Consider the following 27,000-nt stretch of genomic DNA (forward strand, 5'->3'; position numbering starts at 1 on the left):
TTTTAATTAGCTCCTTTGTAAAAACTTGCTATTTTATGCACATTACCGTTAAAAACTTGTAAACCCAAAGCCAGATAGCGTATAATTAAATGGGTCTATATATATTTTAGATTAGAAGGAGATTATTAAAAATGAGAGTAAAAAAAGCTGTAATTCCAGCAGCTGGTTTAGGAACACGTTTTTTACCAGCTACAAAAGCAATGCCTAAAGAAATCTTACCAATCGTGGATAAGCCAACTATTCAATACATAGTGGAAGAAGCAGTGGCATCAGGTATAGAAGACATCTTAATCGTAACAGGTAAAGGAAAACGCGCTATCGAAGACCACTTTGATTCCGTGCCTGAGCTTGAAAACAATCTACGGGAAAAAAATAAACTTGAATTGTTACATTTAGTAGAACAAACAACGAACATTAATTTGCACTTTATTCGTCAAGCAAAACCAAAAGGACTTGGTGATGCCATCCTTCAAGCAAAAGGTTTCGTCGGAAATGAGCCATTTATTGTTATGTTAGGTGATGACATTGTAGAATCCAAAACACCTTGTTCGAAACAATTAATGAATCAATACGAAAAAACACATAGCTCTGTAATCGGCGTACAAACAGTCCCTCATGCGGAAACATATCGCTACGGCATCATTGATCCAATTAACGAGTACGACAAAAACTTGTACAATGTAAAAGGATTTGTTGAAAAACCAGATCCAGACAAAGCTCCATCCGACCTAGCTATTCTTGGGCGTTACTTATTAACTCCACAAATTTTCGACTTCTTAGAAACGCAAGAACCAGGCGCTGGTGGCGAAATTCAATTAACGGATGCTATCAATAGTTTAAATGAAGTACAACGCGTTTTTGCCTATGACTTCGAAGGCCAACGCTTTGATGTTGGTGATAAATTCGGCTTCATTCAAACAACCATGCAATTCGCTTTAAAACATCCTGAAATCAAAGATGATGTAAAAACGCTAATTGATGATTTGCACAAACAAATTCACGAAAACGATAAATAAAAAAAGAAACGACAACATGTTGTCGTTTCTTTTTTTGAACTCATTTAAAAATACAGTTTATGACATTTAGCAATTGGATTTAACGAATTCAAACCAACTGCCTTATACACCGCATTGGTAGTTCGTCTATAAAAAGCTAAATTATATTGTTTCGTTTGATAATGCATTTTCTCAAAAAGAACTTTTAAGAATTTTAAATAAGCTGTTCCGAATGGTTTGTTGCTGCCCCAAATCGGATATTCTTTTACCGGAACTTGTATATAAAAGTAGCCTAGCGAAACCAGTTCACTCACAAGTCGTTTATTGTTTGCTTCTAGAAAAGCAGTCAATGCCTCTAGTGCATCTGTCGCTTTCGCTAAATCTCCCGCCAATAATTTCTTTTGGAAAATCGGCCCTAATTTTGTGCGAATCAAATAATTAAATAAGTTCTTATCAAAATCAAGCAATTCTAAACTTAACGTTGTGTAATTATTTTCTAAGTTTCTGTAATATGACCAACAATCGACCATATCGCTTATTAAATAATCATCCGGAATTTTTATCTTTGCTTCATTTTTCGGCGTTTCTTCCAAAACGCTATGTTTCCAAACCATATTAGCTTGATGAAAGACATCGATTAAGTACTGATTTGATTCAGCTTTTTCAAAGTAGGCTTTCAAAAAAGAAACATTATACAAAATGTATTGCCCTACTTCTTCTAACAACACATGAGGATCACGTTCCAAATAAGTGCTCGTTGGAGTCGGAATAGACTCGTCTAAAAATTGAAGCGTGTCTGTCATTTCATAACTATCTTCATTCGGTAATTTGCGTAGATGTTGGACAAAAACAGGATTTTGGTTAAATAAGTGAATATCTGCTCCGGTCATATTGTCGGAAAAACGAGCAATATAGTCTTGGATTTGCGAAAGAATATTTTGTTCGCTTTCTGAACAGACCATCACAAAATCAGCTTTTGTAGTAGCAACATTACTTTTTATTTGCTCCAAAAGATAAGGACTTCCCCATCTTTCACCAGTATCTTTTATAACGAGTTGTTCTACTACTATGCTCATAAATCTTTCACTTCCTCATCCGCTTTTCCAATATACGTCTCTACAAAACGTTTCGTTGAATTGCCGTCTAAGCTTCCAACAAATTTCTTCTTAAAGACTTCCAGCTCATCATAATTATATTTTCCAGTTTTAATGGAACTAATTAGCGATGGCGTATCTTTAAATACTTCACCCGGAATAGTTGCTTTATAATCGAAATAAAAGCCACGTTCATCCAAATAATCATCAATATCATAAGCAAAGAAATAAATTGGTTTATTCATCAAACTAAACTCGAAAATTACCGAAGAATAGTCCGTAATAAGCGCATCACTGAATAACATCAGATCATTAATATCATTATTCAAAGTTAAATCTAAAATAAATGGATCATCTTCATCCACATTGAATGATACGTTTTTAATAACAGGATGGAATTTCAAAATAAGAATATGCGTATCACCAAGCTCTTTTTTCAAAGCAGCAATATCGAGCACAACGCTATAATTAAAACGTTCATTCGGACCACCGCGGAAAGTTGGCGCGTAAAGCAACACTTTTTTATCACGTAGTTGCGGATACATTTTCATATATTTTTCTTTCGTATACTCTACATATTCTTGATCGAAAAATACATCTGTTCTTGGTACACCAATTGGTTTAATTTGATTAGCTTGTTTTCTAAAGGCTTCCATATACTCTGGAATAATGCCTTCTGAACTAACAAGTACATCTGTATACGGCGAATGCGCACGTGTTTCAAATTCTTCGGTATTGGCGTCGGTACCTTCCATCGCACTAAAGCCAAACTTCTTGAAAGCACCGGTCGCATGCCATGATTGGATAACATGTGTTTTTTTATTAAACTTCAAACCATAAATTTTATTGTAATAATCATCAAGCACAATCGTTTTAGTTCGCCCAAGCGCATAATACAATTGGAACATTTCAAACCAATTACGATTTTTCTTTAAAAACACATATACTTTTTGCGGCATGTTGTGATAAAACATGTAATCATAAATAGCTAACAAATTACCTTCTAAACTTGTACTACGTTCTGTAGCCAAAATCACTTGATCCTTTTTACGCGGCAGCCACGTAGCAATTCTAAAGATAATCCCTCTGCTTATTTTACGAATCAAAATAGGTGCTTTAAATTGACGACGAATAATAAATTTAAAAGAGATTTTACGTGCATCACTCCAGTTATTATTTTCGATAATTTGTAAAGCAGCTTTCATATGGACAGGATACGTTTTTCTAAATGCGATTTTAGCCTCTTCGCCTTGTCTTCCCCACAAATAGGAAATCAGTTGGCGATAGTTTTCTTTATTATCTTTCGTAATGTAGCGAACGCGCTCAATACTACTAAACAATAAGAAATATCTAAACGAAGGGATAATGTTTAGGAAATCATCTGATTTTGTTTTCAACCAATCTAACGTCATCGTAAACGCAATTTGTTGGTTTTCACTTTTCTTGCTTTCAATCGCTGCTCTCAAAGCGCCCCATAGTTCAATACTGGATACACGTTGATAGTATTTTAACGCTACTTCATATTCGGTATTATTTTTCAGTAACTCTGCTTCCCCGTAGTCAAAAATTTGAAAAACAGATTTTAAAATGCGAATTGGGTCTTTATTGACAGACTGCGTTAAAGATTGCGATTCGCCGTCACGTAAACGGTAGTAATAAACCACTTTCTCCACAGTATAAATTTCTTCAGCTTGCAATAAAGCATGTAAAACAAATGGTTGATCTTCACCATAACGAATATTCTCAGGGAAAAACACACCATCTATTAAGGAATGATGGTATAACTTGGCACAAGGACCAATCGAATAAAACAATTCCGGATTTTTCAGCAATGTTTTTAGTCCCGGTTTCGCAATATTGTATTGAATATGCATCGGAATAAACCATTCATCCTCGGAATTAAATCGCTTCGTTGCACCAGTAATTAATTTTGAACCAGTGGAAATTGCCCCATCATACATAAGTTGCAATGCGTAGTTTGGAATAATATCGTCGCTATCTACAAAACAAATATACATTCTATTTGCTAGACGTAAGCCATGATTTCTAGCCGAAGCTGGTCCACCATTCGGTTGTGTATACAACTTAAATTTTGGCTTATCCGAAATATATTCCGTTACCATCTCTATTGTTTTATCAGTTGAACCATCGTCAATTAATAAAACTTCGTACATGTCAAATGTTTGCTCATGAATGCTTTCGAGTGTTTCCAGAATTACTTCTTCCACATTATAGAGTGGAATAATAATACTAATTCCGGCTTCTCGATTCTTATCGATGTTATTATTTGAATCAATGTTCATTTATAGACTCTCCCCAATTCAAAATATATGTCATCCATTGTCTTCTGCTTTTCTTCTAAATACATAATATGTTCCTGCAAAAATAATTATAACACCTATATCAAAAATAATAGATACATATTTCGGTATTATCGGCTCAGAAGTAACGTTCGAAACACTAAATCCAATATCTTGTTTCTCTCTTGCCTTACCTTTAATATAAAGTGATCCATATGGATAAAGATCCACTGTTTTCGATAGATAAGTACCTAAAATTAATGGTTCTTTAGGATTTTTATTTTCTACTTGATAAACTTCAATAACATATTCTGTTTTACCTTTTGGCTTTTCGTTTACATTGACAGTATAATTTTCAGCCTCTACAAATTCCGAGCCATCTATTACTTCATTGTAAACTTCTTTTTTATTCTTTTTATTAATTATCTTTATTCGATATTTACTATCCACGTAAGGTGCTTTTAGAATAGCTAATTGAACCGTATTAAATGATTCATTTGCTTCAAAAGTTTGCTTAACAATTTGCTTACTATTGACTGCAAGCTCTACATGGGCATAGCTCTGTTTAACAAGATATTTACTTACATCCTGCGTTTGCCCTGCGACAGTATTTCCGATATAGGCAAAAATGACCGTACTCAGTAAAAATACACAGAAAGTAACAATTAAAAAGCCTTTTCTCAAACCTTTTTTCAAATCGAACTTCTTCGTATATAACGATTCTACTATAAATTTAAATCCATAGATAGAGGATAAAATCATCAGCGGCGTGATAAACATGATATAGCGTTGATTTGCTTCCCAGAATAAATGGAACAGCCAAACACCAACGAGTGCAATATTGACGAAAAAGGACATATCAAATTCCTTTTTCTTATAAAAGCGTAATGCACCTAAACAAATTAATAATAAATTGATGATATGGAACATTTGAGCAGGCAATTCTGTCACAATTTGCTTATCTCCAAAGAAATAATCGTATGGCGTCGAATAGTTTAACGCTGAATTAATATAAATTTTATAAGCACGTGTTCCATCCGTCCATGTATTTAGCATTTTATTATCAAAAAGTTTCACTAAACCAAGTGGTCCGTGCTCCTCAATTCGCTCTTTAATCTTTTCAATATTAGCTTCTTTCTTTTCTTCTATTGTTTTAAACTCAGTAGTATAAATGACATCTTCTCGATTATAACGCCCAGCTGGATCGCCAAGCCCCATCATAAGCCAATGCGTTTGCGGAAATTCTATCGTTGAATCTTTCTCAAAGCCATAACTCTCTGCAATTGGCGTGAAAGCTGTGCTCAAGCTGAAAAAGCAAATAAATAAAACGACAGTATTCAAAATAATTTTTCGCCAATTTCGTATAAAACAAAGATGAATAAGCATTGCCGGAAGCAGAATAATTATATTAGGCTTAATCTGATACCCTATCGCAAACAACAACCCGATAATAATAAAGTACCACCACTTATTATTTTTCGTATATAAGTAATAAAATAGCGCAATAAGTGCAGTAAAAGGTAATACAAGTGTATCCGTATAAAAATACCAAATGTAACCAAGTAACGGTACGCAAAATAGTACAATCAATAAATAAATATTTCCAAACTTGTTACCATTCTCTTTACGAACAATCCAAAACAATACGAATATCGTTATGTTCATACAAATAAATAAGAAAACACTTTCTATTAAATACGTATTAGTAATACCAAGTGTTCCTCCGAACGAGTATAACCAGTAGCGAATAATCGTTATAAATACATTATTAGGATACATCAAAAAATAATTTTGCTCCGTTGCATGCCCACCATTAGCAAGCATATTCAGGGCCTCACCTTTGATGACAAATGCATCCGCAAAAGAATCCATTTGTAAGGAGAATAGCAAATATATTTGGGTTAATATAATCATAATCACCAAAAAGATGGTTATTACACCATCTCCTTTTGTATTCAATCTCGTAGATAACTGATAAAGCCCAATAAGAATTAATAGCGCCGCAGCACTAAAAATGATAAATATACTCGGATGATTAAAACTAATATCTTGCGGTTTAAAAATGCTTATGCAAAGTAAGTAACCAAAAATAAGTATAAAAAACGCATTAAAAATATAAGCTAACCTATTCTTCACTTTCTTTACACCTATCTCTCGTTGATTTTATTTTCCTTGCATTTCATTTCAAAAACATTCTCCTCAATCGTAAAGCGAGGACGTTCTTTGACTTGTTTGAAGATTTTTCCAATGTACTCACCTAGTACACCAATACCAATTAATTGAATACCGCCAATTAACCATAGCGAAACAATTAAAGAAGTCCAACCAGGCACGACTGCACCAACAATTTTTTGGACGATTGCATAAATCCCCATAACTACACCTATCATAAAAATAACAGATCCAAGAACTAGCAATAATCGAATAGGTGCAACACTGAAAGAAGTAATCCCATCCACAGCAAATAACACCATTTTCTTTAATGGATATTTGGATTCACCAGCAAATCGTTCATTTCTATTATAGAAGACTTTCGTTGATTTAAATCCTAACAACGGCACAATACCACGGATAAACATATTTTCTTCTTTATAACGTAAAAATTCGGTCAATGCTCGTTTACTAAGTAATCGATAGTCCGCATGATTCGGAACCATATTAACCCCTAGTTTACTCATAATTCTATAGAAAGCTAACGCTGAATTTCGTTTAAAGTAAGTGTCTGTGTCACGTTTGTCGCGTACACCATAAACGACATCAAAGCCTTCATGGTATTTTTCTATGAACTCAATAATTGCATTCACATCATCTTGTAAATCCGCATCAATAGATACCACACAATCGGAATATGCGTGTGCTTCCGTTAGTCCTGCAAGCAAAGCTCCTTGATGTCCGTAATTGCGACTTAATTTTAATCCAGAAACATGTTCATTTGATTCTGAGTATTGTTGTATAAGTTCCCAAGTTTTATCTTTACTGCCATCATCTACGAACATAATCTGACTTTTGTCGCTGATTGATTCACTCATCACTAATTTTTGTATAATATTTGTTAGTTGTGTCACGCTCTCACTTAGAACTTCCTCTTCATTATAACAAGGCACCACAACTGTTAAAAATGGTTTTTCCACTCTCACTACAACCCCTTACTGATATGCTATTCTATAAAATTCAGTATCTACAGCATATCTTATTTACAACAGTTTATCAACTATCTATGCAAAAAATTAGCCTTATAAATATGAAAAAATGAACAATAAAAATCCTTGTACTACTTTTTGAGACAAAAATGATTAATACAGCTATTTCTAATCCAAGCAAAATCTATTTTTTGATACTAAAATAGCCATTTGTTTTATAGCTAGAAATAAAGCCACTAACTAATTTTTATAAGTATAGAAGAGACATTAATCTTTTGTTAATTTTTGTAGGGAAATTTATTATTATATGCTAAAATAAACATGATGATGATAATTAAACTTTAAGGAGATAAAGATGAAATATTTTATAAAGGAAATTCAGTTAACTGAATCTGAAACATGGGAAATATCTGGTTACGCTGAAGGAAAAATAAATAGTATCCAAGCTTATTACAATGAACTACGCGAATATAAACATCCTGAGCAAAAGTTAAGCATTCCTTTTGAGCAAAACGGAAATTCATTTACTGCCGTTATTTCTATTACTGAACTTGCTAAGCTATCTCTTGCAGACCGAGAAACTGCCTGGAAGTTCAAAGTTAATGGTAATTACCCTTACACTCACTTGACTACAGATGGTCCAATTGTAAATAAACCGTTCCAGCCAACTAATTCTCTTTATCAATATCAGTTTGAATTCCCAGAAGGTGTGCTAACGCTAATTAGTAAACCAATGGATCTTTCCTCTTCATTAGAGAATTTTTCATTGAGTGAAGATACAATGGCCGGAAGTCTAAAAATTGATCCTTCCCTTACAAATGGTCTTTTTCAAGCAAAATTAGTTTTTAAACGCCGACCTAATGCTAGTTTTTATTTATTTCATGAACAAAAACAAGAATTCGATTTAGGTATAATAAATGATAATACAGTGGATTTCTCTATCCCTGTTAAAGAGTTGTCACCAAGTTTTCTAGTGGATGCTAATAATGTACTTGATGTTCTAATTGACATCTCGTCCACTGACATGAAAAAAAGTATCCCTACATTCTTATCCATTAACCCTGACATGAAATCCGCTATTCCAAAAGAAATAGAAATAGCTGCGCCTCTTTTTGCTTCTTTAAGATCGTATGTAACAGGATCTAATAGATTGTCATTTTATTTTAAAAAGAACTTGCAAGGGTTAGTTAGCTTACACCAACTTAGCGAAAGTAATAATTCCATAACACTACAATTTAAATTAGAAAGACATTTTGCCGAGAGTCAACTTGTTGCTAAACGCCGCGACAAAAAAGCGAATACGTTTGAATATAATATTGAACAAGTTTGGCCACTAAAAAAAGGTTTATCGAAGTACTCCGTTCGTATTGATAAAAAAGATTTCTTAGCTGGTCCTGTAAATAATGCGGATACTACTTGGGATTTCTATCTTCGCGGCCCTAATACGCCTGATTTACCTGTTTTAGCAAATGATACCATTGATTTTAGTTCATGCGATTACTTTGATATTGCAAACAAACAATTTAAAGCTAAAATGACTCGTAATGGTTTAAACAATTTATCTTGTTATACAATTGTTGCTCCTAAAATTAAACCAGATGTGACTAGAATTGCTGTTATGGGAACTTGTTTCAGTCGTAATGCTTTTAATTCATCCCCTTTCTTCAATCCAGATTATAAAGCATTTTTCGAATGTAGCTTTACACAATTCCACTCTTCTATCATTAGTGTGATGACGAAACCATATGCTGGAATTAATTTAAAGAAATACGATGATATGTCGGAAAATGAACGAACTACAGTAGCAGAAGATTGGAAAAAAGATTTTTTCACTAACTTAAGAAAATCTAATTCCGACTATTTCTTAATCGATTTATATCCTGATGTAATCCGACCGGTTATGTGGATCGATAATGAAACTGCAGTCACAATGTCTTATGTAGTAGAACAAAGTCAGTTACTAAACGATCTACCTTGCGAAAAAATTTCAGATCATATTGATAACGAAGCTTTCTTTGAAGAATGGAAAGGCTATGCTGATTTATTTATCGAAAAGCTGACAGAAATTATTCCAGCAGATCGTATCATCTTAAACAAAGGTGGCTTTACAACTTCCTACTATGCAAAAAACCGAGCAGTTGTTGAGTACAAAAATAAAATGGCAATTGAAAGAAATAATTACTTTTGGGATCGATTAAATAACTATTTCTTAACGAAACTCCCTGAAGCTCAAGTTATTGATTTTTCTAAGAAACCATATATCGGCGATTTCAACTATCCATTTGGTCATTCATTCTCTCATTTTGAATCTCCATACTACAAAGATTTCTTGAAAGAACTTATATACATTACAAAATCATAAATTTTAATAGAGCGGATTTTCCGCTCTATTTTTTCTATCAAAAAACCGTCTCCAATTATGGAGGCGGTTTATTTTAATTATTTAACATTAGTAAAAGCACGTTTATCAATCCAGCCAATAACTTTTCCATTTAGACTCACTTGATAGTAAGTAGAACGGGGAGTTTTAGCTTCACGCACTAACTGTACAGTCTTATTCGCATAAGCAGTTGCCTGTCCAATGTTTTTTGTACCAATAACTCTATACGGCTCTGTCCAGATACCATTACCTGGCGCATTGCTTAGTAGTCCAGTCATATTAATAGCCTTGTTATATTCAACTGAATCATAAACGTCAAAAGCTTTTTTATCTAGCCAGCCAATGACTTTACCATCAACGCTAAACTCATAGTATGTTCCTCTACTTGTTTGCGCTTCACGAGTTATTTTAGCTGTTTCGCCTTCGTATGTCGCTGCTGCAGTAACTAGCTTAACACCTTTACTCTTATAAGGAGTCGTCCAAACTGCATTACCAGTAACATTTTCAACGACAGCATCTATATTAACTGCTTTATTGTAGATTACATTGTCATATACTTCGAAAGCTTTTTGATCTAACCAACCGATTACTTTACCACCAGATTTAAATTGGTAGTACGTACCTTTTGGCGTTTTTGCTTCGCGTACAATTTCTACTTCTTTATTCAAGTAAGTTTCTGCTGGTCCGATTAATTTTGTTCCAGCTGTGCGATAAGGTTCTGTCCATACGGCATTACCACTCACATTTCTTACTGCTGCATCTAATGAAACTGCTTTATTATACTCAGCTTGGTCATAAAGAGTAATCGCATTTTTATCTAACCAACCGATTGCTGTTCCATCAATGCTGATATTGTAGTATGTGCCATGTTGTGTTTCTACTTGTTGGCTAATTTTCACATCTTTATTTGCATATTTAGTTGCTTGTGCTACAGAAGTTGTACCTTCCAATTTATATGCTTTTGTCCAAATACCATTTCCTACTGGATCAGTAATTTGTCCGTCAAGATTTACATTTTTACTTGAAACGATTGAATCATATGGATAGATAGTAAGTGCTCTCTTATCAATCCAACCGATTGTTTTATTGTTAATGCTAAATTGGTAATATGTTCCTTTTGCAGTTTGTGCTTCACGTAAAAGTTTAATTTCTTGTTGTGCATACGTTGTCGCATTTGTAACAAATTCTCTTCCATAAACATTGTATGGTTTAGACCAAATACCATTGCTTACAGGCGATGTAATTTTAGCACGGCCAACGTTTACATTATCATAATTAACGCTATCGTAAATAGTTAGTGCTTTTGCATCTACCCAACCAATTACTCTACCATTGTATTTAAATTGATAGTACGTACCTCTTTTTGTTGTCGCAACAGACACTAAATCGATATCCTTATCAGCGTATGTGCTAGCTGGGCTTACAGATTCTACCCCTTTAACTTTATATGGTAACGTCCAAACGCCATTTCCTGTTGGACTTGTGACAGTCGCTTTTCCAGAAGTGGATTTTTGAGTAAGAATTTTATCGTATAAAACATCATATTTGGCTAGATCATAATTTTCAATTACTTGAATTAAACTAGCACCATATGTTGGAGAAGTTGCATATCCTGCTTTTTGAAGTTCCATTGCAGCTACTTTATAGTCCGTTGCATCGACTACTTTTTTATATAAGTTTTTGTTCCAAGAAGTTCCATTCACTAATAAAAGTGTATGGTCTGTTACAGATTCATTCCAACTAGGATATTTACGGAATTCAGCATCAATTCTAATCCACTCACCGTTCACATATTCAGATGTTGTCATGATAACCGATTGTCCGTTGTATTTCCCTTTGATACCAAATAAATTGTATCCTTTTGTAGCAAGTCCACTTTTCCCCCAACCAGATTCTAAAATTGCTTGAGCTAAAGTTATACTAGACAAAAGATGATATTTTTCTTGAGATGCCTGTGCAGCAGGGGCTATTTTGTCGATGAACGCTTGTTGTGATGCTGTCGTAGCAGCTTCAGCGTCTTTTACGAAGGAATTTTTTCCAGTTAATGAATCTTGTAATTGTCCGCCAGCCGTTGTCAAACCGTACATTGGGACAACTAACATTGGTATCATTACAATTTTCATCCACTTTTTATTTATCATTTTTCTCCAACCACTCCTTAAATTGCTTTACTGTCCTATATTTTACCAAACTTTATGCCATCGTAAGTTACAGATTCATTACAAAACAAAGGAAAAAGGTTTTAATCAAGCATTTGTTAATTATTTAGACAAATTTTCTACATCATTTTACGCAAAAATGCTTTACTTCTTAAAATTTCTCACAAAAAAACTTTCAAAAGCTAGCTAGCCTTTGAAAGTTTTTGTTGCGTTACTTCAGTTTTAAATCTTTATGAGCCACGTGAGCTACTTGTTCGATTTGGTTCGTGGATCCTTCGCTGATTAAGCCTTTAAAGGATTTCCCTGTTGCTACCAACGTCCCAAACAGCACAGTCAATGCAATTAGTACCGTTAAAAATATTTTATCAAACATTGTTAGTCGGTATTTGTTGGCATTTGGATTTGGATAAACCTTTTTCTGTGGCGCTTTTTGATATTCTTTATGTTCTTTTTGATATTTTTTCTTGTAATCATTTGGTTGTTTATTAAACCATTTGACAAACTCGTCGTATTTTTGGGCAACTTCTTGAGCTGTACCCATTTCTCTTATTTCACCGTGGTGCATCCAAATAATTCGGTCACACAAGCTTTTTACTTGGCCAAGCGAGTGACTGACGAAGACAATGGTTTTCCCGCGAGCTTTAAATTCATTAATTTTAGCTACACATTTTTCATAAAAAGTCTGGTCACCTACAGATAATGCCTCATCAATGACTAAAATGTCTGGATTTGTGTGTACCGAAATCGCAAAACCTAAACGAGAACGCATCCCGCTTGAATAGTTTTTAATTGGTTGATTAATAAAATCACCAATATCAGCAAATTCGATAATGCTTGGCATCAATTTGTTAATTTGAGAACTTTTCATTCCATGCATAAGTAATTTCAAACGAATATTTTCATATCCTGTAAGCGGCCCTTTTAGACCTACTGCAATGGCGATTAAAGAAGTTTCCCCATTAATAATGACTTCCCCTTGTGTGGGAGGAATAACGCCTGACATAATACTCGATATCGTTGACTTACCTGAACCATTGATTCCAATAAGTCCTACTGTTTCACCATCATGAATATCAAAAGATACGTCTCGTAAAGCCCAAAAGGATTGCATTTTTTGACTTTTTGGCATAAACAAGCCTTTAATCTTATCGGATTTATTTTGATAGAGGTCATATTCCTTCGACACATGTTTAAATGATACTTTGATATTTTTACCCATCTGTCTAACCTCCTATAAATAATCCACGAAACGTTCGCGGAACTTCATGTGTAGTGTCGCACCAACAAATAGTAATGTCAGTGTGATTAACCAGAAATACATCGTGTATGATGGCGATTCCCAGAAGCCTCTGTTCATTAAGAATGTTTCTCTAAAACCATTAACAACATAGTAAATTGGGTTTAATTTAAGTAAATCTACTAGCCACTGTGGTAACATCGTTTCTAAATTCCAAACAATACCTGTTACGTAGAAAAGCACGCGCATCACAGACTGCAACATAATATAATAGTCTCTTACTAACACACTGATCGTTGCGTTAAACAAGGTAACACTAAATAGAAACGCAATCATCGCTACAAAATAATACAAGTATTGGCCCCAATAAATAGTAACCGGAGTTCCATTAATCGCAAGCAAACCGAGTAAAATTACCATCATCGTAAAATAACTTGTTAAATTAGAAACAATCGTGATATTAGGTAAGATACTCATTGGAAAATTCATTTTTGAAACCATGCCTATTTTATTATAAATACTATTCGCACCTTGTAAAATAACAGCACTAATAAAGAACCAAGGAATAATCCCAGCTAGCATCCATTCAATATAACTTGCATCCGAGCCAGATTTTGCATTCATCCCAAATCCAAATACAAAATAGTAAATAGCGATTTGAATTAATGGATTTAAAATCTGCCATGCTAGCCCTAAATAATGGCTTTGATATGTAGCCTTATCTTCATAGCGCGCAATGCGAAATATCATTGGTAAATTTTTAATTTGCTCTTTAATAACTTCCATAACCTGTTTCACAAAAACACTTCTTCCCGAAAAATAATATGGTTTTAAAAACCAGATTCAGCTCACTATTCTTTTATAGGCAACTCCTCCACTTAAAACCACGTACACCTTGTTTGTATTATTTGTCGTCTAAGTTGCCGTATTCTTGCTGTTTGTGTATGATCTTCTAAGTGTAAATAGCTCTGCTTATTTGGTAAATTGCTTTACTAATACCATTTAGTAAAAAAATCTACCCTATGTTAAATTACCTTAAAAGTCATTTTTTGTAAAGCTTCATCTACAATTTTTGAGGAATTAGTTTCCAAGAACGGCTTGAATATCGGCTGCACCTTCAAGCAATCTTGGTCCTGGACGGCTTAATTTATTCGCATCCATTTCGTAGATTTTATCGTTTTTAACAGCTGGGATATCTTTCCATGCCGCACGTTTTTGGATAGTTGCTTTTGCGTCAGGATATACAGATAAAATAATATCTGGTTTTAGCTCTACTACTTTTTCTTCATTGTAAGGAATAAAACCTGTTTCTGTAACGATATTCGTACCGCCAGCAAGTTCTAACATTTCGTTCATAAATGTGCCTTTACCTGCTGTGTATAAATCAGGACTAATTTCAATCCAAACTTTTGGAGATGTTTTTAGTTCTTTTGCTTTCTTTTCAATGGCTGCTTTTTGCTCTTCCATTGAATCTGTTACTTCTTTCGCTTCTTTTTCTTTCCCAGTCAACTCACCAACTGTTGCAATCGATTTTTCTGCAGCTTTTAAATCAGTTGCATCTGGAACGATAAATACGTTGATTCCAGCATCTTTTAATAATTGATATGCGTCTTTTTCTGTTGCAAGCATAGATTCGTGACCTAGAACTAAGTCCGGTTTAATCGCAATGATTTTTTCTGTATCAACGCCTGTAGAAGTTACTTTTTCTACTTTTTGTGCTTCTTTTGGATAATCATCGTAAGCAGTAACGCCTTTTACTTTATCACCTAAACCTAGAGCAAATAAAATCTCTGTATTACTTGGCATTAATGAAACGATTTTTATTGGTGCTTCCTTTAATGTGATTGTAGCTCCAGTTGCATCTTTTACTTCAATTTTCTCTGTTTTCTCTTCTGGTGCCTTTGTTTCAGTATTCCCGCAAGCAGTTAAGATAGCAAGTAATAAAACTACGGCAATTCCTTTAAACCATTTCATATGTAAGTTCTCCTTTTTTAGAAAAAACGGGTGTCAATATAGTGCTAAGTAATTCGAAAAGAAACGTCATTTTGCTACGTTTAAACTTTCGATTTTTAAAGTTTGCTACTTTAAATTAGCGTCATATTCCCACCCGTTAATTATTTATGTTTTTTTAAATTCTGTTTACTTCAATTAATAGATCACCTGATTCGATTGTATCGCCATCAGACACGTAAATGCTGCTGACTTCACCATCGAACGGCGCTTGAATCGTTGTTTCCATTTTCATTGCTTCTGTGATTAATAGTGGATCACCTTTTTTCACAGAGTCGCCTTTTTTCACGACTACTTGAATGACTGAACCTGTCATTGTTGCTCCAACGTGTTCAGGGTTCGTTGTGTCGATTTTACGGCGTGCAATTACAGTAGATTGAACGTTCATATCTTGGATGTTAATTTCACGTGGTTGGCCATTTAATTCAAAATAGATAACACGTGTTCCATCCGCAATTGGTTCGCCGATTGAGTTTAGCTTGATTAAAAGAATTTTTCCTTTTTCAAGTTCTACTTCAATCGTTTCACCTAAGCGCATACCTTTATAAAATGTCGGTGTATCAAGGACTGTTACATCACCATATTTGTTAATCATATCTTGATAATCTAGGAACACTTTTGGATATAAAATATAGGAAATGACATCTTTTTCTGTTGGTTCATAACCCATTTTTTCTTTTAATTCTGCTTTGACATCAGCAAAATCAACTGGCTCCATTAAAGCGCCTGGACGATCTGTAAGTGGTGTGCGTCCTTTGAGTACTAGTTTTTGAAGTTTTTCTGGGAAGCCGCCGTATGGTTGACCAATTTCCCCCATAAAGAATTCGATAACGGAATCTGGGAAATCGATGGTATCGCCTTTTTCATATACATCTTCTTCGGATAATTCATTTTGAACCATAAATAGTGCAAGGTCCCCAACAACTTTAGAAGAAGGTGTTACTTTTACGATATCACCAAACATTTTGTTTACAACAGTATACATTTCTTTCACTTCGTCCCAACGATCACCAAGTCCAACCGCAATTGCTTGTTGTTGAAGGTTCGTATATTGACCGCCTGGCATTTCATGAATGTATACTTCGGTTTGTGGAGAGTTAAGTGCATTGTCAAAGTCTTTATAATAGTGACGAACATCTTCCCAGTAATGATTGATGATTTGAGAATTTTGCGCGTCTAAATTCGTTTGACGGTTACCATTAACTAATCCGTAATAAAGACCAGTCATGCTTGGTTGGCTTGTTGCGCCACTCATCGCACTTGATGCAACGTCAACAATGTCAACGCCCGCACTGACTGCTGCAGCATAAGTATAAATACCGTTACCGCTTGTATCATGTGTATGAAGGTGGATTGGCACATCTACTGTATCTTTTAATTCACCAATTAAACGGTATGCCGCTTGTGGTTTTAAAAGCCCAGCCATATCTTTAATTCCAAGGATATGCGTACCTTGAGCAACGAGCTCTTTCGCCATATCTTTATAGTAATCAATCGTGTATTTCATTCTTGTGTCATCATCGATATCTCCGGTATAGCAGATAGCAGCCTCTACGACCTTGCCTGCTTCACGAACAGCATCAATGGACACTTCCATACCTTTGATCCAGTTTAAGCTGTCAAACACGCGGAATACATCGACACCGGATTGTGCTGATTGCTTAACGAATTCGCGGATAACGTTGTCTGGATAGTTTTTATATCCGACTGCATTAGCGCCACGAAGTAACATTTGGAACATAACGTTTGGAATTTGTTTTCTAAGTGTTTCTAGGCGCACCCAAGGATCTTCATTTAGGAAACGATAAGCCACGTCAAAAGTCGCGCCGCCCCACATTTCAAAGGAGAACATATTTGGTAATAAATGAGCCATCGAATCTGCCACTTGGAAAATATCTTTCGAACGAACACGAGTCGCAAGTAGCGATTGATGTGCATCCCGAAGCGTTGTATCTGTCAAGAGCACTTCTTCTTGTTTTTTCACCCAGTCAACAACGCCTTCTGGACCTTTCGCATCCAAAATTTGTTTTGTTCCCGGAGCGATTTGCGAACCGTACGGAATTTTCGGCAAACGTGGTTCTGCATAAACAGGTTTATCACGGTGCTTAATTCCCGGGAAGCCATTGACTGTTACATTCCCAATATAACGTAGCGTTTTCGTACCACGGTCACGGATATGTGGGAATTTGAATAGTTCTGGCGTTGTATCGATAAAGCTTGTATTATAATTACCACTTGCGAAATCCGGGTGACGAACTACATTCAATAAGAAAGGAATATTCGTTTTAACGCCACGGATACGGAATTCAATTAGGTTTCGACGCATTTTGCGCGTTGCTTGCTCAAAGGTCATTCCCCAAGTACATAATTTTACAAGCAAAGAATCATAGAATGGTGTAACTACTGTTCCTTGGAAACCGTTACCAGCATCCAAACGAACACCAAATCCACCTGTGGAACGATACGTATCTACTCGACCAGTATCTGGCATAAAGTTATTAAGCGGATCTTCGGTTGTAATACGGCTTTGAATAGCAGAACCGTGAATATGGATATCTTCTTGCTTAGGAATAGCAACTAGTTGATCATGAAGCGCATAGCCATCTGCAATGAATAATTGTGATTGAACGATATCAATCCCTGTAATCATTTCAGTAATTGTATGCTCAACCTGAACGCGAGGATTTACTTCGATAAAGTAAAAGTCATCGCCTTCAACTAAAAATTCTACTGTTCCAGCATTAATGTAATCAACGTTTTTCATTAGTTTTACTGCAGCATCGCAAATACGGTTACGTAGTTCAGAAGTAATCGCATTACACGGAGCTACTTCTACTACTTTTTGATGACGACGTTGAATGGAACAATCACGTTCGAATAAATGAACGATGTTACCATGCGTGTCACCAAGAATTTGTACTTCGATATGTTTCGGGTTCATGACACATTTTTCTACGTATACTTCATCGTTTCCGAATGCAGCTTTTGCTTCTGAGGATGCACGTTCAAAGCTTTCTTTAACATGTTCTTTTGATTCGACGACACGCATACCACGACCGCCGCCTCCAAGGGAAGCTTTAATCATTAATGGGTAACCGTTTTTCTCGCCGAACTCTTCTACTTCTTTAATGCCAGCAACCGGTCCATTACTTCCCGGAATTACTGGAATATCAGCTAATAGAGCTTGTTCTTTTGCTTTGATTTTGTCACCAAACATATCTAGGTGTTTTGATTTAGGACCAACGAAAATAATGCCTTCTTGCTCACAACGACGAGCAAATTCAATGTTTTCGGACAAGAAACCATATCCCGGATGAATCGCGTCTGCACCAGATTCTTTAGCAATTTCAATTATGTTTTCGATATCTAGATACGCATCAATAGGCTTTTTCCCTGCTCCAACCAGATAAGCTTCATCTGATTTATACCGGTGAAAACTTCCAGTATCTTCTTGTGAATAAATAGCCACTGTTTTGATTTTGAGTTCAGTACACGCACGCATAACACGGATAGCAATCTCGCCGCGGTTTGCTACTAATACTTTTTTAATTCGATTCATTTTTTTCCTCCTAACCAACACTGATCTGTTCTATACTTGATACGTTGCCTAAACGGATGAAACGATTATGTAGACTTTAAAAGCAATCCCCTTTTTTTAGGCTGTAAAACGGTATATAAATTCAATTATAGTATTAAATACCATCAGATGTAAATTATTTTCTTTCTAAATATTTAAAACAATATCGAAAACACGAATAAACTGGCGGTAACACGCCAAAAACATGCGGTTAAGCAAAAAAAGAAAAAGCTACTTAAATAGCTTTTTCTTTCGTAATTTATCGTCTTCTTTGTCGTTTAGGTTGCTCTTGTTTGGAGCCATCTGATTTATAGACACGTTGATATTTAGTAAACATCGAAATATTTGCCACAATACCAAGCATCATCGATAGTACCATCAAGGACGAACCACCGTAACTAATAAACGGAAGCGTTACCCCAGTCAGCGGGATAAGTCCACTCGCACCACCTAAATTAATAAACGCTTGAATCGCAATTAAACTCGCAATACCGTAACACATTAAGGAGGCAAATGGATCCTTCGCCCTGAGCCCGGTCGTGATTGTTTTAAAGATAATGAAGAACAGCGCTAAAATAATAAACATCACACCGAACACGCCTAATTCTTCTGCCACTACAGCGATGATAAAATCGGTATGCGCTTCAGGTAAGTAACCTAGTTTTTGCACACTTTCCCCAAGGCCTTGTCCAGAAACGCCACCCGAACCAATCGCGTAAAACGAATTAATCAATTGATGTCCTTCTTTATCGGCGTATTCAAACGGATTCATAAATGTCGTAATCCGCGCTACTTTTGTTGGAGAAACAATTTCATTTCTGATGTTGTCAGGTAATGCAAACAAAATGAGGCTGAGACCGACAATAATGCCTAGCCCTATCCCAATCAATTTCATAATCGTTCGGAGTCGCATTCCAGAAGCAATAATAATACAACAACCAACTAAGAAAATAATAAACGCCGTCCCTGTATCCGGTTGAATCGCAATTAAGAAACATACAAAAGCTAAAAAGAATATCGGCGGCAAAACACCACGGTTAAAATCATCTATATAACTTTGTTTTTTCGCATAAATAGCCGACATATAAATAATGACTGCTAATTTGGCAAATTCCCCTGGTTGCAACGAACGAGGCCCTAAAACAAGCCAACTATTTGCATTATTTACGGTTTTACCTACTAAGAAAATAAGTAATAACACGCCAATCGAACCAAATACAATTAACATTAACACTTTATTATTTTGATAAACTTTAAAAGGTAAAAGGGCGAAAAGAATAAAGAAAATAAAACTAATTATAAAGTTCTTCACTTGACGTGCATAAAAATAATCTGCTGGTAAACCTTTACCAATTGCTAAAGACCAGCTGGCACTATAAATCATAATCAAGCCAAATAAACATAGCACGATAAATAACGCAATAAATGCATAATCATAAGATTTTAAAATTCGTTTAAACATCGGCATCTTCCAATCCCTGAGAAGTTATTATCCCATCTTGTTTTCTATTCTTTCTATTATAAAGGAAAAGACCTTCAAATGAAAAGAAGAATCGCCTCCTTCTTTTGACTCATTTTTAGCCTTTTTCCTACCAAACAAAAAAAGATGTCAGAAAAAATCAGACATCTTTTCAATTGATTCATTATTTTTTACTCATGGACAGTTCATGTAAAGCGGATAATTCTTTTTCCAGTGTAGACATTAATTTCTTGCCTTCTTCTGGTTCGATTAATCCTAGGCGGGTTGCAAAGTTGATTTCACGTGATAAACCATACATTTGTGTATCAAGAACTTCCTCATATGCTGGACATTGCGGTAATGTTAGATTATCCATTTGGACTTTAATCAACTGTAAGATGCGTTTTGCGTCTTGTTTTAAAAGCTCCACTGCCTCTTCTCTGTGATCTATCTTTTTGTTTGCCATCACAGAACCCCCTATCATACGCCAAGAATAGCGCTTTATTTTCATCTTGAGAAAAACCTCAAGTAAAAGTTAATACTAGATAATAATAGTATAGCATAATTTGTAAGCCACGCAAGCACGATTGGACTAAAATTTTTGAAAAATTCACTTTTACTCGCCTTTTTTGATAATCATGCTATAATACTTGTGTGAGGTGAAGATAAATTGAATGCAAAATGTATCTTATGCGAAAGTGTAGATGAACTAGACAATCGCGAATTTAAAACGAAGCAATTACGCAATAAACCTATTAGAATGTATTTATGTCCTGAATGTGAACATCGAGTAGCTATTAATACTATCAGTCGCGTTAATTCTGGCCATTTCAATTTTCATAAACCAGTAGTAATGTCGAATAGCGAGTTAAAGAATTTAATAGAAGGTAATGCAAAATAAAAAATCCGCCCGTTGAATGGGCGGATTTTTTCTATTTTACTGGGAAGCTAACAACAACGTCATCGCCTGCATTAGCTGCAGAAACGCTTGCATCAAATTTATCAGGGTTTGGAACGCCGATTTTTGAGTCAGCTGCTAAATCGTTGTATACATCTTCTGTCATCGTGAAAGTAAGTAATCCACGAGCTGTTTTTCCAGCGGTGAAAATGTTTGGATCAGCTTTACTTCCAATAAGATGGAAATTAGAAGGAACAAAATTATCTAGGCTTCCTCCAACGAATTCATTGGCGCCAACTAGTGTAATTTGGTCCGCTTTGTACATTTTATCTTTAGAAGACGTATTTTTAATGGAGAGGTCTAATGTGATAACATAGCCATTTTTGTTTGCTAAATAACTTTCTGGATTACTGGCACTAACTGATTTATTAGCTCCAACAACATGTTCTACTTTGTATTGATTGACTTCAATGGTTAAATACTCAAAGATTTTTTCAAATGAAGGAGAACTTGATAAATAAGTCGTTGTGACTGTACCACCTAGAACAGAAGATACATTGGATGTTTTGAATCCTGTGGCAGATAACGAAAAGGCTGGTGTCGATGTATCTGTCGAACTACCATTACTTTTTGCTGGTGCATTTTTTTCTACATCTGAGCTTCCTTTTGTGACTACGCCTTTATCATCTGTTACGGAATCTTTTGTTGGTTCGGTTTTCTTCGTGTCAGTTGTTTTCTTTGGTGTAGATGTGGTTTTTTTAGCTGTTGTTTTCGGTTCGTTGTCTTTTGCAGAGTTTCCATTTGCATAAACACCGACTACAACGCCTCCGATAAGAAGTACCACTAATACTGCGAGAATAATTATACGTTTTTTCATCATACTAACCACCTTTTCTACTTACTTCTAATATACCAAATAGCTGTTCATATTACAATAGTGTTACAAACACATTATTTTATTCCCTTTTCTAGCAAAACAAAGCATAAAAAGGCCAAATAGTTTTTAAAGGATACTTAAATCGCTTAAAAACTATTTGGCCTTATTTGTAAATTACTTATTCAGCAGTTTTTGAACGTTTTGCTGCTTTTTCACGTTCGTTTTTGTTTAGAATTTTTTTACGTAAACGGATGGATTCTGGAGTTACTTCACAGTACTCATCTTCGTTTAGGAATTCTAATGATTCTTCTAGTGATAAGTGACGAGGTTTTTTGATTACGTTTGTTTGGTCTTTGTTAGCAGAACGAATGTTAGTCATTTGTTTTGCTTTAACAATGTTTACAGCGATATCGCCTTCACGATTGTTTTCCCCAACGATCATACCTTCGTAAATATCAGTACCAGGTTCGATGAAAATAGTACCACGGTCTTCTACTTGCATTGTTCCGTAAGTAGTAGATTTACCAGTTTCCATGGATACAAGAACACCACGGCTACGTCCACCAACGCGTCCTTTTTGGATTGGTTGGTAGCTATCGAATGTATGGTTGATAATACCATAACCACGAGTCATTGAAAGGAAATCAGTTGTATAACCGATTAAGCCACGAGCTGGAACCATGAATTGTAAACGAACTTGGCCGTTGCCGTCGTTAATCATGTTTTTCATTTCGCCTTTACGTTGGCTGATAGATTCAATAACTGAACCCATGAATTCTTCTGGAGTATCAATTTGAACGTCTTCTACTGGTTCACATTTCACGCCATCAATTTCACGGATGATTACTTCTGGTTTAGAAACTTGTAATTCATAACCTTCGCGACGCATTGTTTCAATCAGGATAGATAAATGAAGCTCACCACGACCTGAAACTACCCATGCATCTGGGGAAGCTGTTGGTTCTACGCGTAAGGATACGTCTGTTTGAAGTTCTGCTAGTAAGCGTTCTTCAATTTTACGGCTTGTTACGTGTTTACCTTCACGACCAGCAAAAGGACTGTTATTTGTTACAAAAGTCATTTGTAGTGTTGGCTCATCGATACGTAAAAGTGGAAGCGCTTCTTGGTGGTCAAATGGTGTTACTGTTTCACCAACGAAGATGTCTTCCATACCTGCTAGTGCAACTAAATCACCAGCTTTTGCTTCTTTGATTTCTTCACGTTTTAGTCCGAAGAAACCGAACATTTTTGTTACACGGAATTGTTTTACTGTACCGTCTAGTTTAATTAAGGCAACTGTTTGTCCTACGTGCATTGTTCCGCGGAATACACGGCCAATACCGATACGACCTACATAGTCATTATAATCAAGTAATGAAACTTGGAATTGTAATGGTTCGTCGCTATTATCAACTGGAGCTGGAATATGTTCGATAATAGTATCTAAAAGTGGTTTCATTGTTTCTTTTTGTTCTGCTGGATCGGAATCATAGCTAGAAGTTCCGTTGATTGCAGAAGCATAAACAACGGGGAATTCTAATTGATCGTCATTCGCACCTAGTTCGATGAATAATTCTAATACTTCATCAACAACTTCTTCTGGGCGAGCAAAGTCACGGTCAATTTTGTTTACTACAACGATTGGTGTTAGGTTTTGTTCTAGTGCTTTTTTTAGTACAAAACGTGTTTGAGGCATAGTACCTTCATACGCGTCCACTACTAAAAGAACACCATCAACCATTTTCATGATACGTTCTACTTCTCCACCGAAATCGGCGTGTCCAGGTGTATCCATGATGTTTACACGTGTATCTTCATACTTAATCGCTGTATTTTTCGCTAAAATTGTAATACCGCGTTCTCTTTCTAAATCATTGTTGTCCATTGCGCGTTCTGCAACTGTTTCATTGTCGCGGAATGTGCCTGACTGGCGTAATAATTGGTCTACTAGTGTTGTTTTACCATGGTCAACGTGGGCAATAATTGCTACATTACGAATATCATTTCTTAAATTCAATCTTGTTTCCTCCTAAATTAAAAATCCAAACATTTATCGTGAAGATTAGCCAAAAGAAAGAGGAAAATAGATTTATTTTCCTCCGTCGCTATCGTCTCGTTTAAATCAACTTACCTATTATAGCATAGCTAGGCGGATTTGGCACGATTTTTATTTTCTGAAAATAACTTTTTTTATGTTGAGCGCTTTCTTTAAGGCAGGTAGTTATTTAATAAGGTTTGGTGAATTTTTGGTGCAGCTACAATCGAACTTCCTTTTTCTAACATATTGATTTTTTCGCCATTAAGTCTCGTCACTGTTCCGCCTAATTCTTCGACGATAATTTTTCCAGCCGCAATGTCCCACGGAGCTAAATTAGCCGAAAGATATGCGCCCGCTCGTCCTGTCGCAACATCCATATATTCTAGCGACGCCGCCCCGTGTAGACGCAAGCCCCGAGAAGCTTTTACCGCCTCCCACATCGTTGGAAATTTTCGGGTTACACTCATATTAGCGATTAAAAGTGCATCTTCGAGATCAACAGTTGGATCTAGTTTAGGAATTGTTCTGCCATTTACTGTGGCTCCCTTTCCTTTTTCCCCGAAGTATAGTTCGTCACGCGATACATCATAAATATAAGCAAGTCGTCCTACTCCGTCTTCATAAACGGCAAGAGAAATCGCAAAATCTCGCTGCTGTTCGACAAAATTAAGCGTTCCGTCAATCGGATCAAGAATCCAAACAACGCCATTTAAATCCGTTACATCTGCCGCCATACCTTCTTCACCAAATAAACGATGACTCGGAAAATGTTCTTTAATTTGTTTGACAAAAAAAGCTTCTGTTTCTTTGTCCATATTGGTTACTAAATCGTTTCGGCCGGATTTTACATCAATATCTAATGTTTCTTTAAAAGATTGTTTAATTTTTGCTGCGGCTTCCATAATCCATAACCTTGCTAAATAATCTATTTTTTCGCTGTCCATACACACACCTCTTCGCACTCTTTTTGTTTATTTTATCACAAAAATGAATTATCTGAATAGAACAAGATTCTTTCACTTAGAACTTAACTTCCGTATAATGAAACTATATGCAAAATTAGGAGGAAAACAGATGACTTTTACAGGGTTTAGTAAGAAAGATTTTAAAACAATGCAAATTCCTGGGCTTGATGCGCGTATGGCCGGAATTCAAAATGATATTCAACCAAAATTTAGAGCTGTTGGGGAAGAATTGACTACTTATTTAAGTGCCAAACTTGGTGATGAAATGTTTTTACATATTGCTCGTCACCAAAGACGTTCAGTGAATCCGCCAGAAAGTACGTGGCTAGTGATCTGCCATGATAAACGTGGTTATAAAAAACACCCTCATTTTCAAGTTGGACTATTTGATAATTATTTATTCATTTGGCTCGCTTTTATTTACGAAAATGAAGAAAGTGCCAAAATTGCCAATCGCTTTTTGAAAGAAAAGAAATTACTGGCTGATTTACCGGACAACTTTGCCATTTCACCAGACCATACGGAAGAAAAAACGTATCCTGTGCACGACGGACAACTAGAGGCAACACTCAATCGGTTCCGTGATGTGAAAAAAGGCGAATTTTTAGTTGGGAAAATTTATCTACCTGACGATAATCATTTGTCCCCTGGTAAAGACTTTATTAATGAGGCAGAAATGGTGCTAGATGAGCTCATTCCGCTCTATAAAGCTGCCCTTCAATAAAAGATGTACAAATGACTATAATCTAGGTATAATGGTAGAGTTGTGAATTACTATGGTTTGAAGGAGTTGAGGAACGTGAAAAAGGAGCAGCAAACAGCAAGTGACCCTGGTCCACATCGAAGTATTCATACAGGTGATTTTTCACGGGAACGAAACTCTAACCGCGTGAAATTTACCTGTTAAAAAAGGAGGTAAAAAGCATGCATCAAATTTTCAAATCAGATGAAAACGGCAAACTAATTGAATTAGAAGAAGTAACACGCAATTGCTGGATTAACATCGTTGCGCCAACTTCTGAAGAAATTAACAAAATTGCCGATAACTACGAAATCCCTTTGGAGTTCTTAGAAGATCCACTCGATAAAGATGAAAGCGCCCGGATTGAACGCGATGACGATTCTGATTCCGTTTTAATTGTCTGTGACTTTCCGGTAGTTGATGAAGACGACATTCATTACGCTTCATTTGAAACCATTCCGATGGGGATAATTATTACAAAAGACTATTTTATTACGATTTGTACGATTGATTCTTCTATTGTACAGTCATTTATTCGGAACCGAATTAAAGGTTTTTATACACATATGAAAACACGGTTCGCTTTACAAATTTTATACATGATTTCGACTACGTTCTTGCGTCACTTAAAACGCTTGAATCGCCAAACAGATGAAATCGAAAAAGAATTACATGAATCTATGAAAAATAAACAACTATACGATTTGATGGGGATTGAAAAAAGTTTGGTTTACTTTGTTACAGCCCTTAAATCAAACAAAGTCGTACTAGATAAAATGATGCGTCAAAATATCGTTAAAATGTACGAGGAAGATCAAGATTTATTAGAAGATGTTATTATTGAAAATCGCCAAGGTATAGAAATGGCGGAAGTTCACTCGAATATTTTGAGTGGGATGATGGATGCTTATGCTTCAATTATCTCGAACAATATGAATATCGTGATGAAATTCCTTACTTCTTTCACCATCATCTTAACCATCCCGACAATGGTGTTTAGTTTTTACGGCATGAACGTAAAATTACCATTCATGGATACACCGATGGCTTGGATGCTTACGCTCGGTTTTGCTTTCGGAATTGCCGGAGCACTTGCGATTGTCTTCTGGCGTCGGAAATTCTTTTAGAT

19 protein-coding genes are annotated in these 27,000 nt (G+C 35.6%); 5 read left to right on the forward strand and 14 right to left on the reverse strand.

Going from position 1 to position 27,000, the window contains the following annotated elements; translation table 11 throughout:
- Positions 1 to 131: 131 nt before the first annotated feature.
- Positions 132 to 1,016, forward strand: a complete 885-nt coding sequence (gene galU, locus HCJ55_RS03445) for a UTP--glucose-1-phosphate uridylyltransferase GalU (RefSeq protein ID WP_008947457.1) — start codon at positions 132 to 134, stop codon at positions 1,014 to 1,016.
- Between the two features lie 44 nt (positions 1,017 to 1,060).
- On the opposite strand, the gene HCJ55_RS03450 is transcribed toward galU, so the two are convergent.
- The 4 genes from HCJ55_RS03450 to HCJ55_RS03465 are packed head-to-tail and all read right to left on the reverse strand — an operon-like array spanning position 1,061 to position 7,520.
- Positions 1,061 to 2,071 carry a hypothetical protein gene (locus tag HCJ55_RS03450; RefSeq protein ID WP_185517077.1) on the reverse strand — a complete coding sequence of 337 codons (1,011 nt, stop codon included), beginning with the start codon at positions 2,069 to 2,071 and terminating at the stop codon, positions 1,061 to 1,063.
- Entirely contained in the window at positions 2,068 to 4,392 is a 2,325-nt protein-coding gene (locus HCJ55_RS03455; RefSeq protein WP_185517079.1) for a bifunctional glycosyltransferase/CDP-glycerol:glycerophosphate glycerophosphotransferase, read from the reverse strand. Before HCJ55_RS03455 ends, HCJ55_RS03450 begins: the two co-directional genes overlap by 4 nt.
- Before the next feature lie 30 nt (positions 4,393 to 4,422).
- Positions 4,423 to 6,525: a glycosyltransferase-like membrane protein gene (locus HCJ55_RS03460; protein WP_185517081.1), complete on the reverse strand. Its 2,103-nt coding sequence runs from the start codon at positions 6,523 to 6,525 to the stop codon at positions 4,423 to 4,425.
- A gap of 11 nt (positions 6,526 to 6,536) precedes the next feature.
- Positions 6,537 to 7,520, reverse strand: a complete 984-nt coding sequence (locus tag HCJ55_RS03465; protein WP_185502572.1) for a glycosyltransferase family 2 protein — start codon at positions 7,518 to 7,520, stop codon at positions 6,537 to 6,539.
- Positions 7,521 to 7,884: 364 nt separating this feature from the next.
- Between HCJ55_RS03465 and HCJ55_RS03470 the strand changes: the two genes are divergently transcribed.
- Positions 7,885 to 9,891 carry a DUF6270 domain-containing protein gene (locus tag HCJ55_RS03470; RefSeq protein ID WP_185517083.1) on the forward strand — a complete coding sequence of 669 codons (2,007 nt, stop codon included), beginning with the start codon at positions 7,885 to 7,887 and terminating at the stop codon, positions 9,889 to 9,891.
- A 77-nt stretch (positions 9,892 to 9,968) separates the two neighbouring features.
- Here the strand turns inward: HCJ55_RS03470 and HCJ55_RS03475 are convergent, their stop codons facing one another.
- The 7 genes from HCJ55_RS03475 to HCJ55_RS03505 all read right to left on the reverse strand — a co-directional run bounded on the left by HCJ55_RS03475 (position 9,969) and on the right by HCJ55_RS03505 (position 20,817).
- Positions 9,969 to 12,050 (reverse strand): GW domain-containing glycosaminoglycan-binding protein, encoded by a 2,082-nt coding sequence (locus HCJ55_RS03475; RefSeq protein WP_185517085.1) that lies wholly within the window; start codon positions 12,048 to 12,050, stop codon positions 9,969 to 9,971.
- 229 nt (positions 12,051 to 12,279) lie between these two features.
- On the reverse strand, positions 12,280 to 13,287 hold the full coding sequence (locus HCJ55_RS03480; RefSeq protein ID WP_185480138.1) for an ABC transporter ATP-binding protein: 1,008 nt from the start codon (positions 13,285 to 13,287) through the stop codon (positions 12,280 to 12,282).
- Positions 13,288 to 13,299: 12 nt separating this feature from the next.
- The gene (locus tag HCJ55_RS03485; protein ID WP_008947448.1) at positions 13,300 to 14,103 is read right to left on the reverse strand and encodes an ABC transporter permease; all 804 of its coding nucleotides are present in this window, start codon (positions 14,101 to 14,103) and stop codon (positions 13,300 to 13,302) included.
- A 282-nt stretch (positions 14,104 to 14,385) separates the two neighbouring features.
- The gene (locus HCJ55_RS03490; protein ID WP_185517087.1) at positions 14,386 to 15,279 is read right to left on the reverse strand and encodes an ABC transporter substrate-binding protein; all 894 of its coding nucleotides are present in this window, start codon (positions 15,277 to 15,279) and stop codon (positions 14,386 to 14,388) included.
- 154 nt (positions 15,280 to 15,433) lie between these two features.
- Complete coding sequence (locus HCJ55_RS03495) at positions 15,434 to 18,874, reverse strand: pyruvate carboxylase (protein WP_185503725.1); 3,441 nt, start codon at positions 18,872 to 18,874, stop codon at positions 15,434 to 15,436.
- Between the two features lie 277 nt (positions 18,875 to 19,151).
- Positions 19,152 to 20,354, reverse strand: a complete 1,203-nt coding sequence (locus HCJ55_RS03500; protein ID WP_185503726.1) for an FtsW/RodA/SpoVE family cell cycle protein — start codon at positions 20,352 to 20,354, stop codon at positions 19,152 to 19,154.
- 181 nt (positions 20,355 to 20,535) lie between these two features.
- Positions 20,536 to 20,817: an Fpa/YlaN family protein gene (locus HCJ55_RS03505; RefSeq protein ID WP_008947443.1), complete on the reverse strand. Its 282-nt coding sequence runs from the start codon at positions 20,815 to 20,817 to the stop codon at positions 20,536 to 20,538.
- Positions 20,818 to 21,021: 204 nt separating this feature from the next.
- Here HCJ55_RS03505 and HCJ55_RS03510 point away from each other — a divergent pair, with 204 nt between their 5' ends.
- Positions 21,022 to 21,252 carry a YlaI family protein gene (locus HCJ55_RS03510; RefSeq protein WP_185391092.1) on the forward strand — a complete coding sequence of 77 codons (231 nt, stop codon included), beginning with the start codon at positions 21,022 to 21,024 and terminating at the stop codon, positions 21,250 to 21,252.
- 31 nt (positions 21,253 to 21,283) lie between these two features.
- On the opposite strand, the gene HCJ55_RS03515 is transcribed toward HCJ55_RS03510, so the two are convergent.
- From HCJ55_RS03515 to HCJ55_RS03525, 3 genes are all read right to left on the reverse strand, one after another.
- Positions 21,284 to 22,126 carry a DUF5068 domain-containing protein gene (locus tag HCJ55_RS03515; RefSeq protein ID WP_228463553.1) on the reverse strand — a complete coding sequence of 281 codons (843 nt, stop codon included), beginning with the start codon at positions 22,124 to 22,126 and terminating at the stop codon, positions 21,284 to 21,286.
- A gap of 178 nt (positions 22,127 to 22,304) precedes the next feature.
- Positions 22,305 to 24,143, reverse strand: a complete 1,839-nt coding sequence (typA, locus tag HCJ55_RS03520; RefSeq protein WP_185502565.1) for a translational GTPase TypA — start codon at positions 24,141 to 24,143, stop codon at positions 22,305 to 22,307.
- A 191-nt stretch (positions 24,144 to 24,334) separates the two neighbouring features.
- Positions 24,335 to 25,108 (reverse strand): inositol monophosphatase family protein, encoded by a 774-nt coding sequence (locus HCJ55_RS03525; protein ID WP_185517089.1) that lies wholly within the window; start codon positions 25,106 to 25,108, stop codon positions 24,335 to 24,337.
- A gap of 130 nt (positions 25,109 to 25,238) precedes the next feature.
- Here HCJ55_RS03525 and HCJ55_RS03530 point away from each other — a divergent pair, with 130 nt between their 5' ends.
- Both HCJ55_RS03530 and HCJ55_RS03535 read left to right on the forward strand, forming a co-directional pair.
- Positions 25,239 to 25,853, forward strand: coding sequence for a YktB family protein (locus HCJ55_RS03530; RefSeq protein ID WP_185517091.1), 615 nt, complete (start codon positions 25,239 to 25,241; stop codon positions 25,851 to 25,853).
- A 200-nt stretch (positions 25,854 to 26,053) separates the two neighbouring features.
- Positions 26,054 to 26,998, forward strand: coding sequence for a magnesium transporter CorA family protein (locus HCJ55_RS03535; RefSeq protein ID WP_185391087.1), 945 nt, complete (start codon positions 26,054 to 26,056; stop codon positions 26,996 to 26,998).
- The last annotated feature ends 2 nt before the right edge of the window (positions 26,999 to 27,000 follow it).

Source organism: Listeria marthii, from assembly GCF_014227425.1.
GTDB lineage: Bacteria > Bacillota > Bacilli > Lactobacillales > Listeriaceae > Listeria > Listeria marthii.

Bases quoted from the DNA above. Each gene is read 5' to 3' on its own strand.
- galU (WP_008947457.1), top strand. From the start codon at position 132: ATGAGAGTAAAAAAAGCTGTAATTCCAGCAGCTGGTTTAGGAACACGT.
- HCJ55_RS03450 (WP_185517077.1), bottom strand. From the start codon at position 2,071: ATGAGCATAGTAGTAGAACAACTCGTTATAAAAGATACTGGTGAAAGA.
- HCJ55_RS03455 (WP_185517079.1), bottom strand. From the start codon at position 4,392: ATGAACATTGATTCAAATAATAACATCGATAAGAATCGAGAAGCCGGA.
- HCJ55_RS03470 (WP_185517083.1), top strand. From the start codon at position 7,885: ATGAAATATTTTATAAAGGAAATTCAGTTAACTGAATCTGAAACATGG.
- HCJ55_RS03475 (WP_185517085.1), bottom strand. From the start codon at position 12,050: ATGATAAATAAAAAGTGGATGAAAATTGTAATGATACCAATGTTAGTT.
- HCJ55_RS03480 (WP_185480138.1), bottom strand. From the start codon at position 13,287: ATGGGTAAAAATATCAAAGTATCATTTAAACATGTGTCGAAGGAATAT.
- HCJ55_RS03490 (WP_185517087.1), bottom strand. From the start codon at position 15,279: ATGAAATGGTTTAAAGGAATTGCCGTAGTTTTATTACTTGCTATCTTA.
- HCJ55_RS03495 (WP_185503725.1), bottom strand. From the start codon at position 18,874: ATGAATCGAATTAAAAAAGTATTAGTAGCAAACCGCGGCGAGATTGCT.
- HCJ55_RS03500 (WP_185503726.1), bottom strand. From the start codon at position 20,354: ATGTTTAAACGAATTTTAAAATCTTATGATTATGCATTTATTGCGTTA.
- HCJ55_RS03505 (WP_008947443.1), bottom strand. From the start codon at position 20,817: ATGGCAAACAAAAAGATAGATCACAGAGAAGAGGCAGTGGAGCTTTTA.
- HCJ55_RS03515 (WP_228463553.1), bottom strand. From the start codon at position 22,126: ATGAAAAAACGTATAATTATTCTCGCAGTATTAGTGGTACTTCTTATC.
- HCJ55_RS03525 (WP_185517089.1), bottom strand. From the start codon at position 25,108: ATGGACAGCGAAAAAATAGATTATTTAGCAAGGTTATGGATTATGGAA.
- HCJ55_RS03530 (WP_185517091.1), top strand. From the start codon at position 25,239: ATGACTTTTACAGGGTTTAGTAAGAAAGATTTTAAAACAATGCAAATT.
- HCJ55_RS03535 (WP_185391087.1), top strand. From the start codon at position 26,054: ATGCATCAAATTTTCAAATCAGATGAAAACGGCAAACTAATTGAATTA.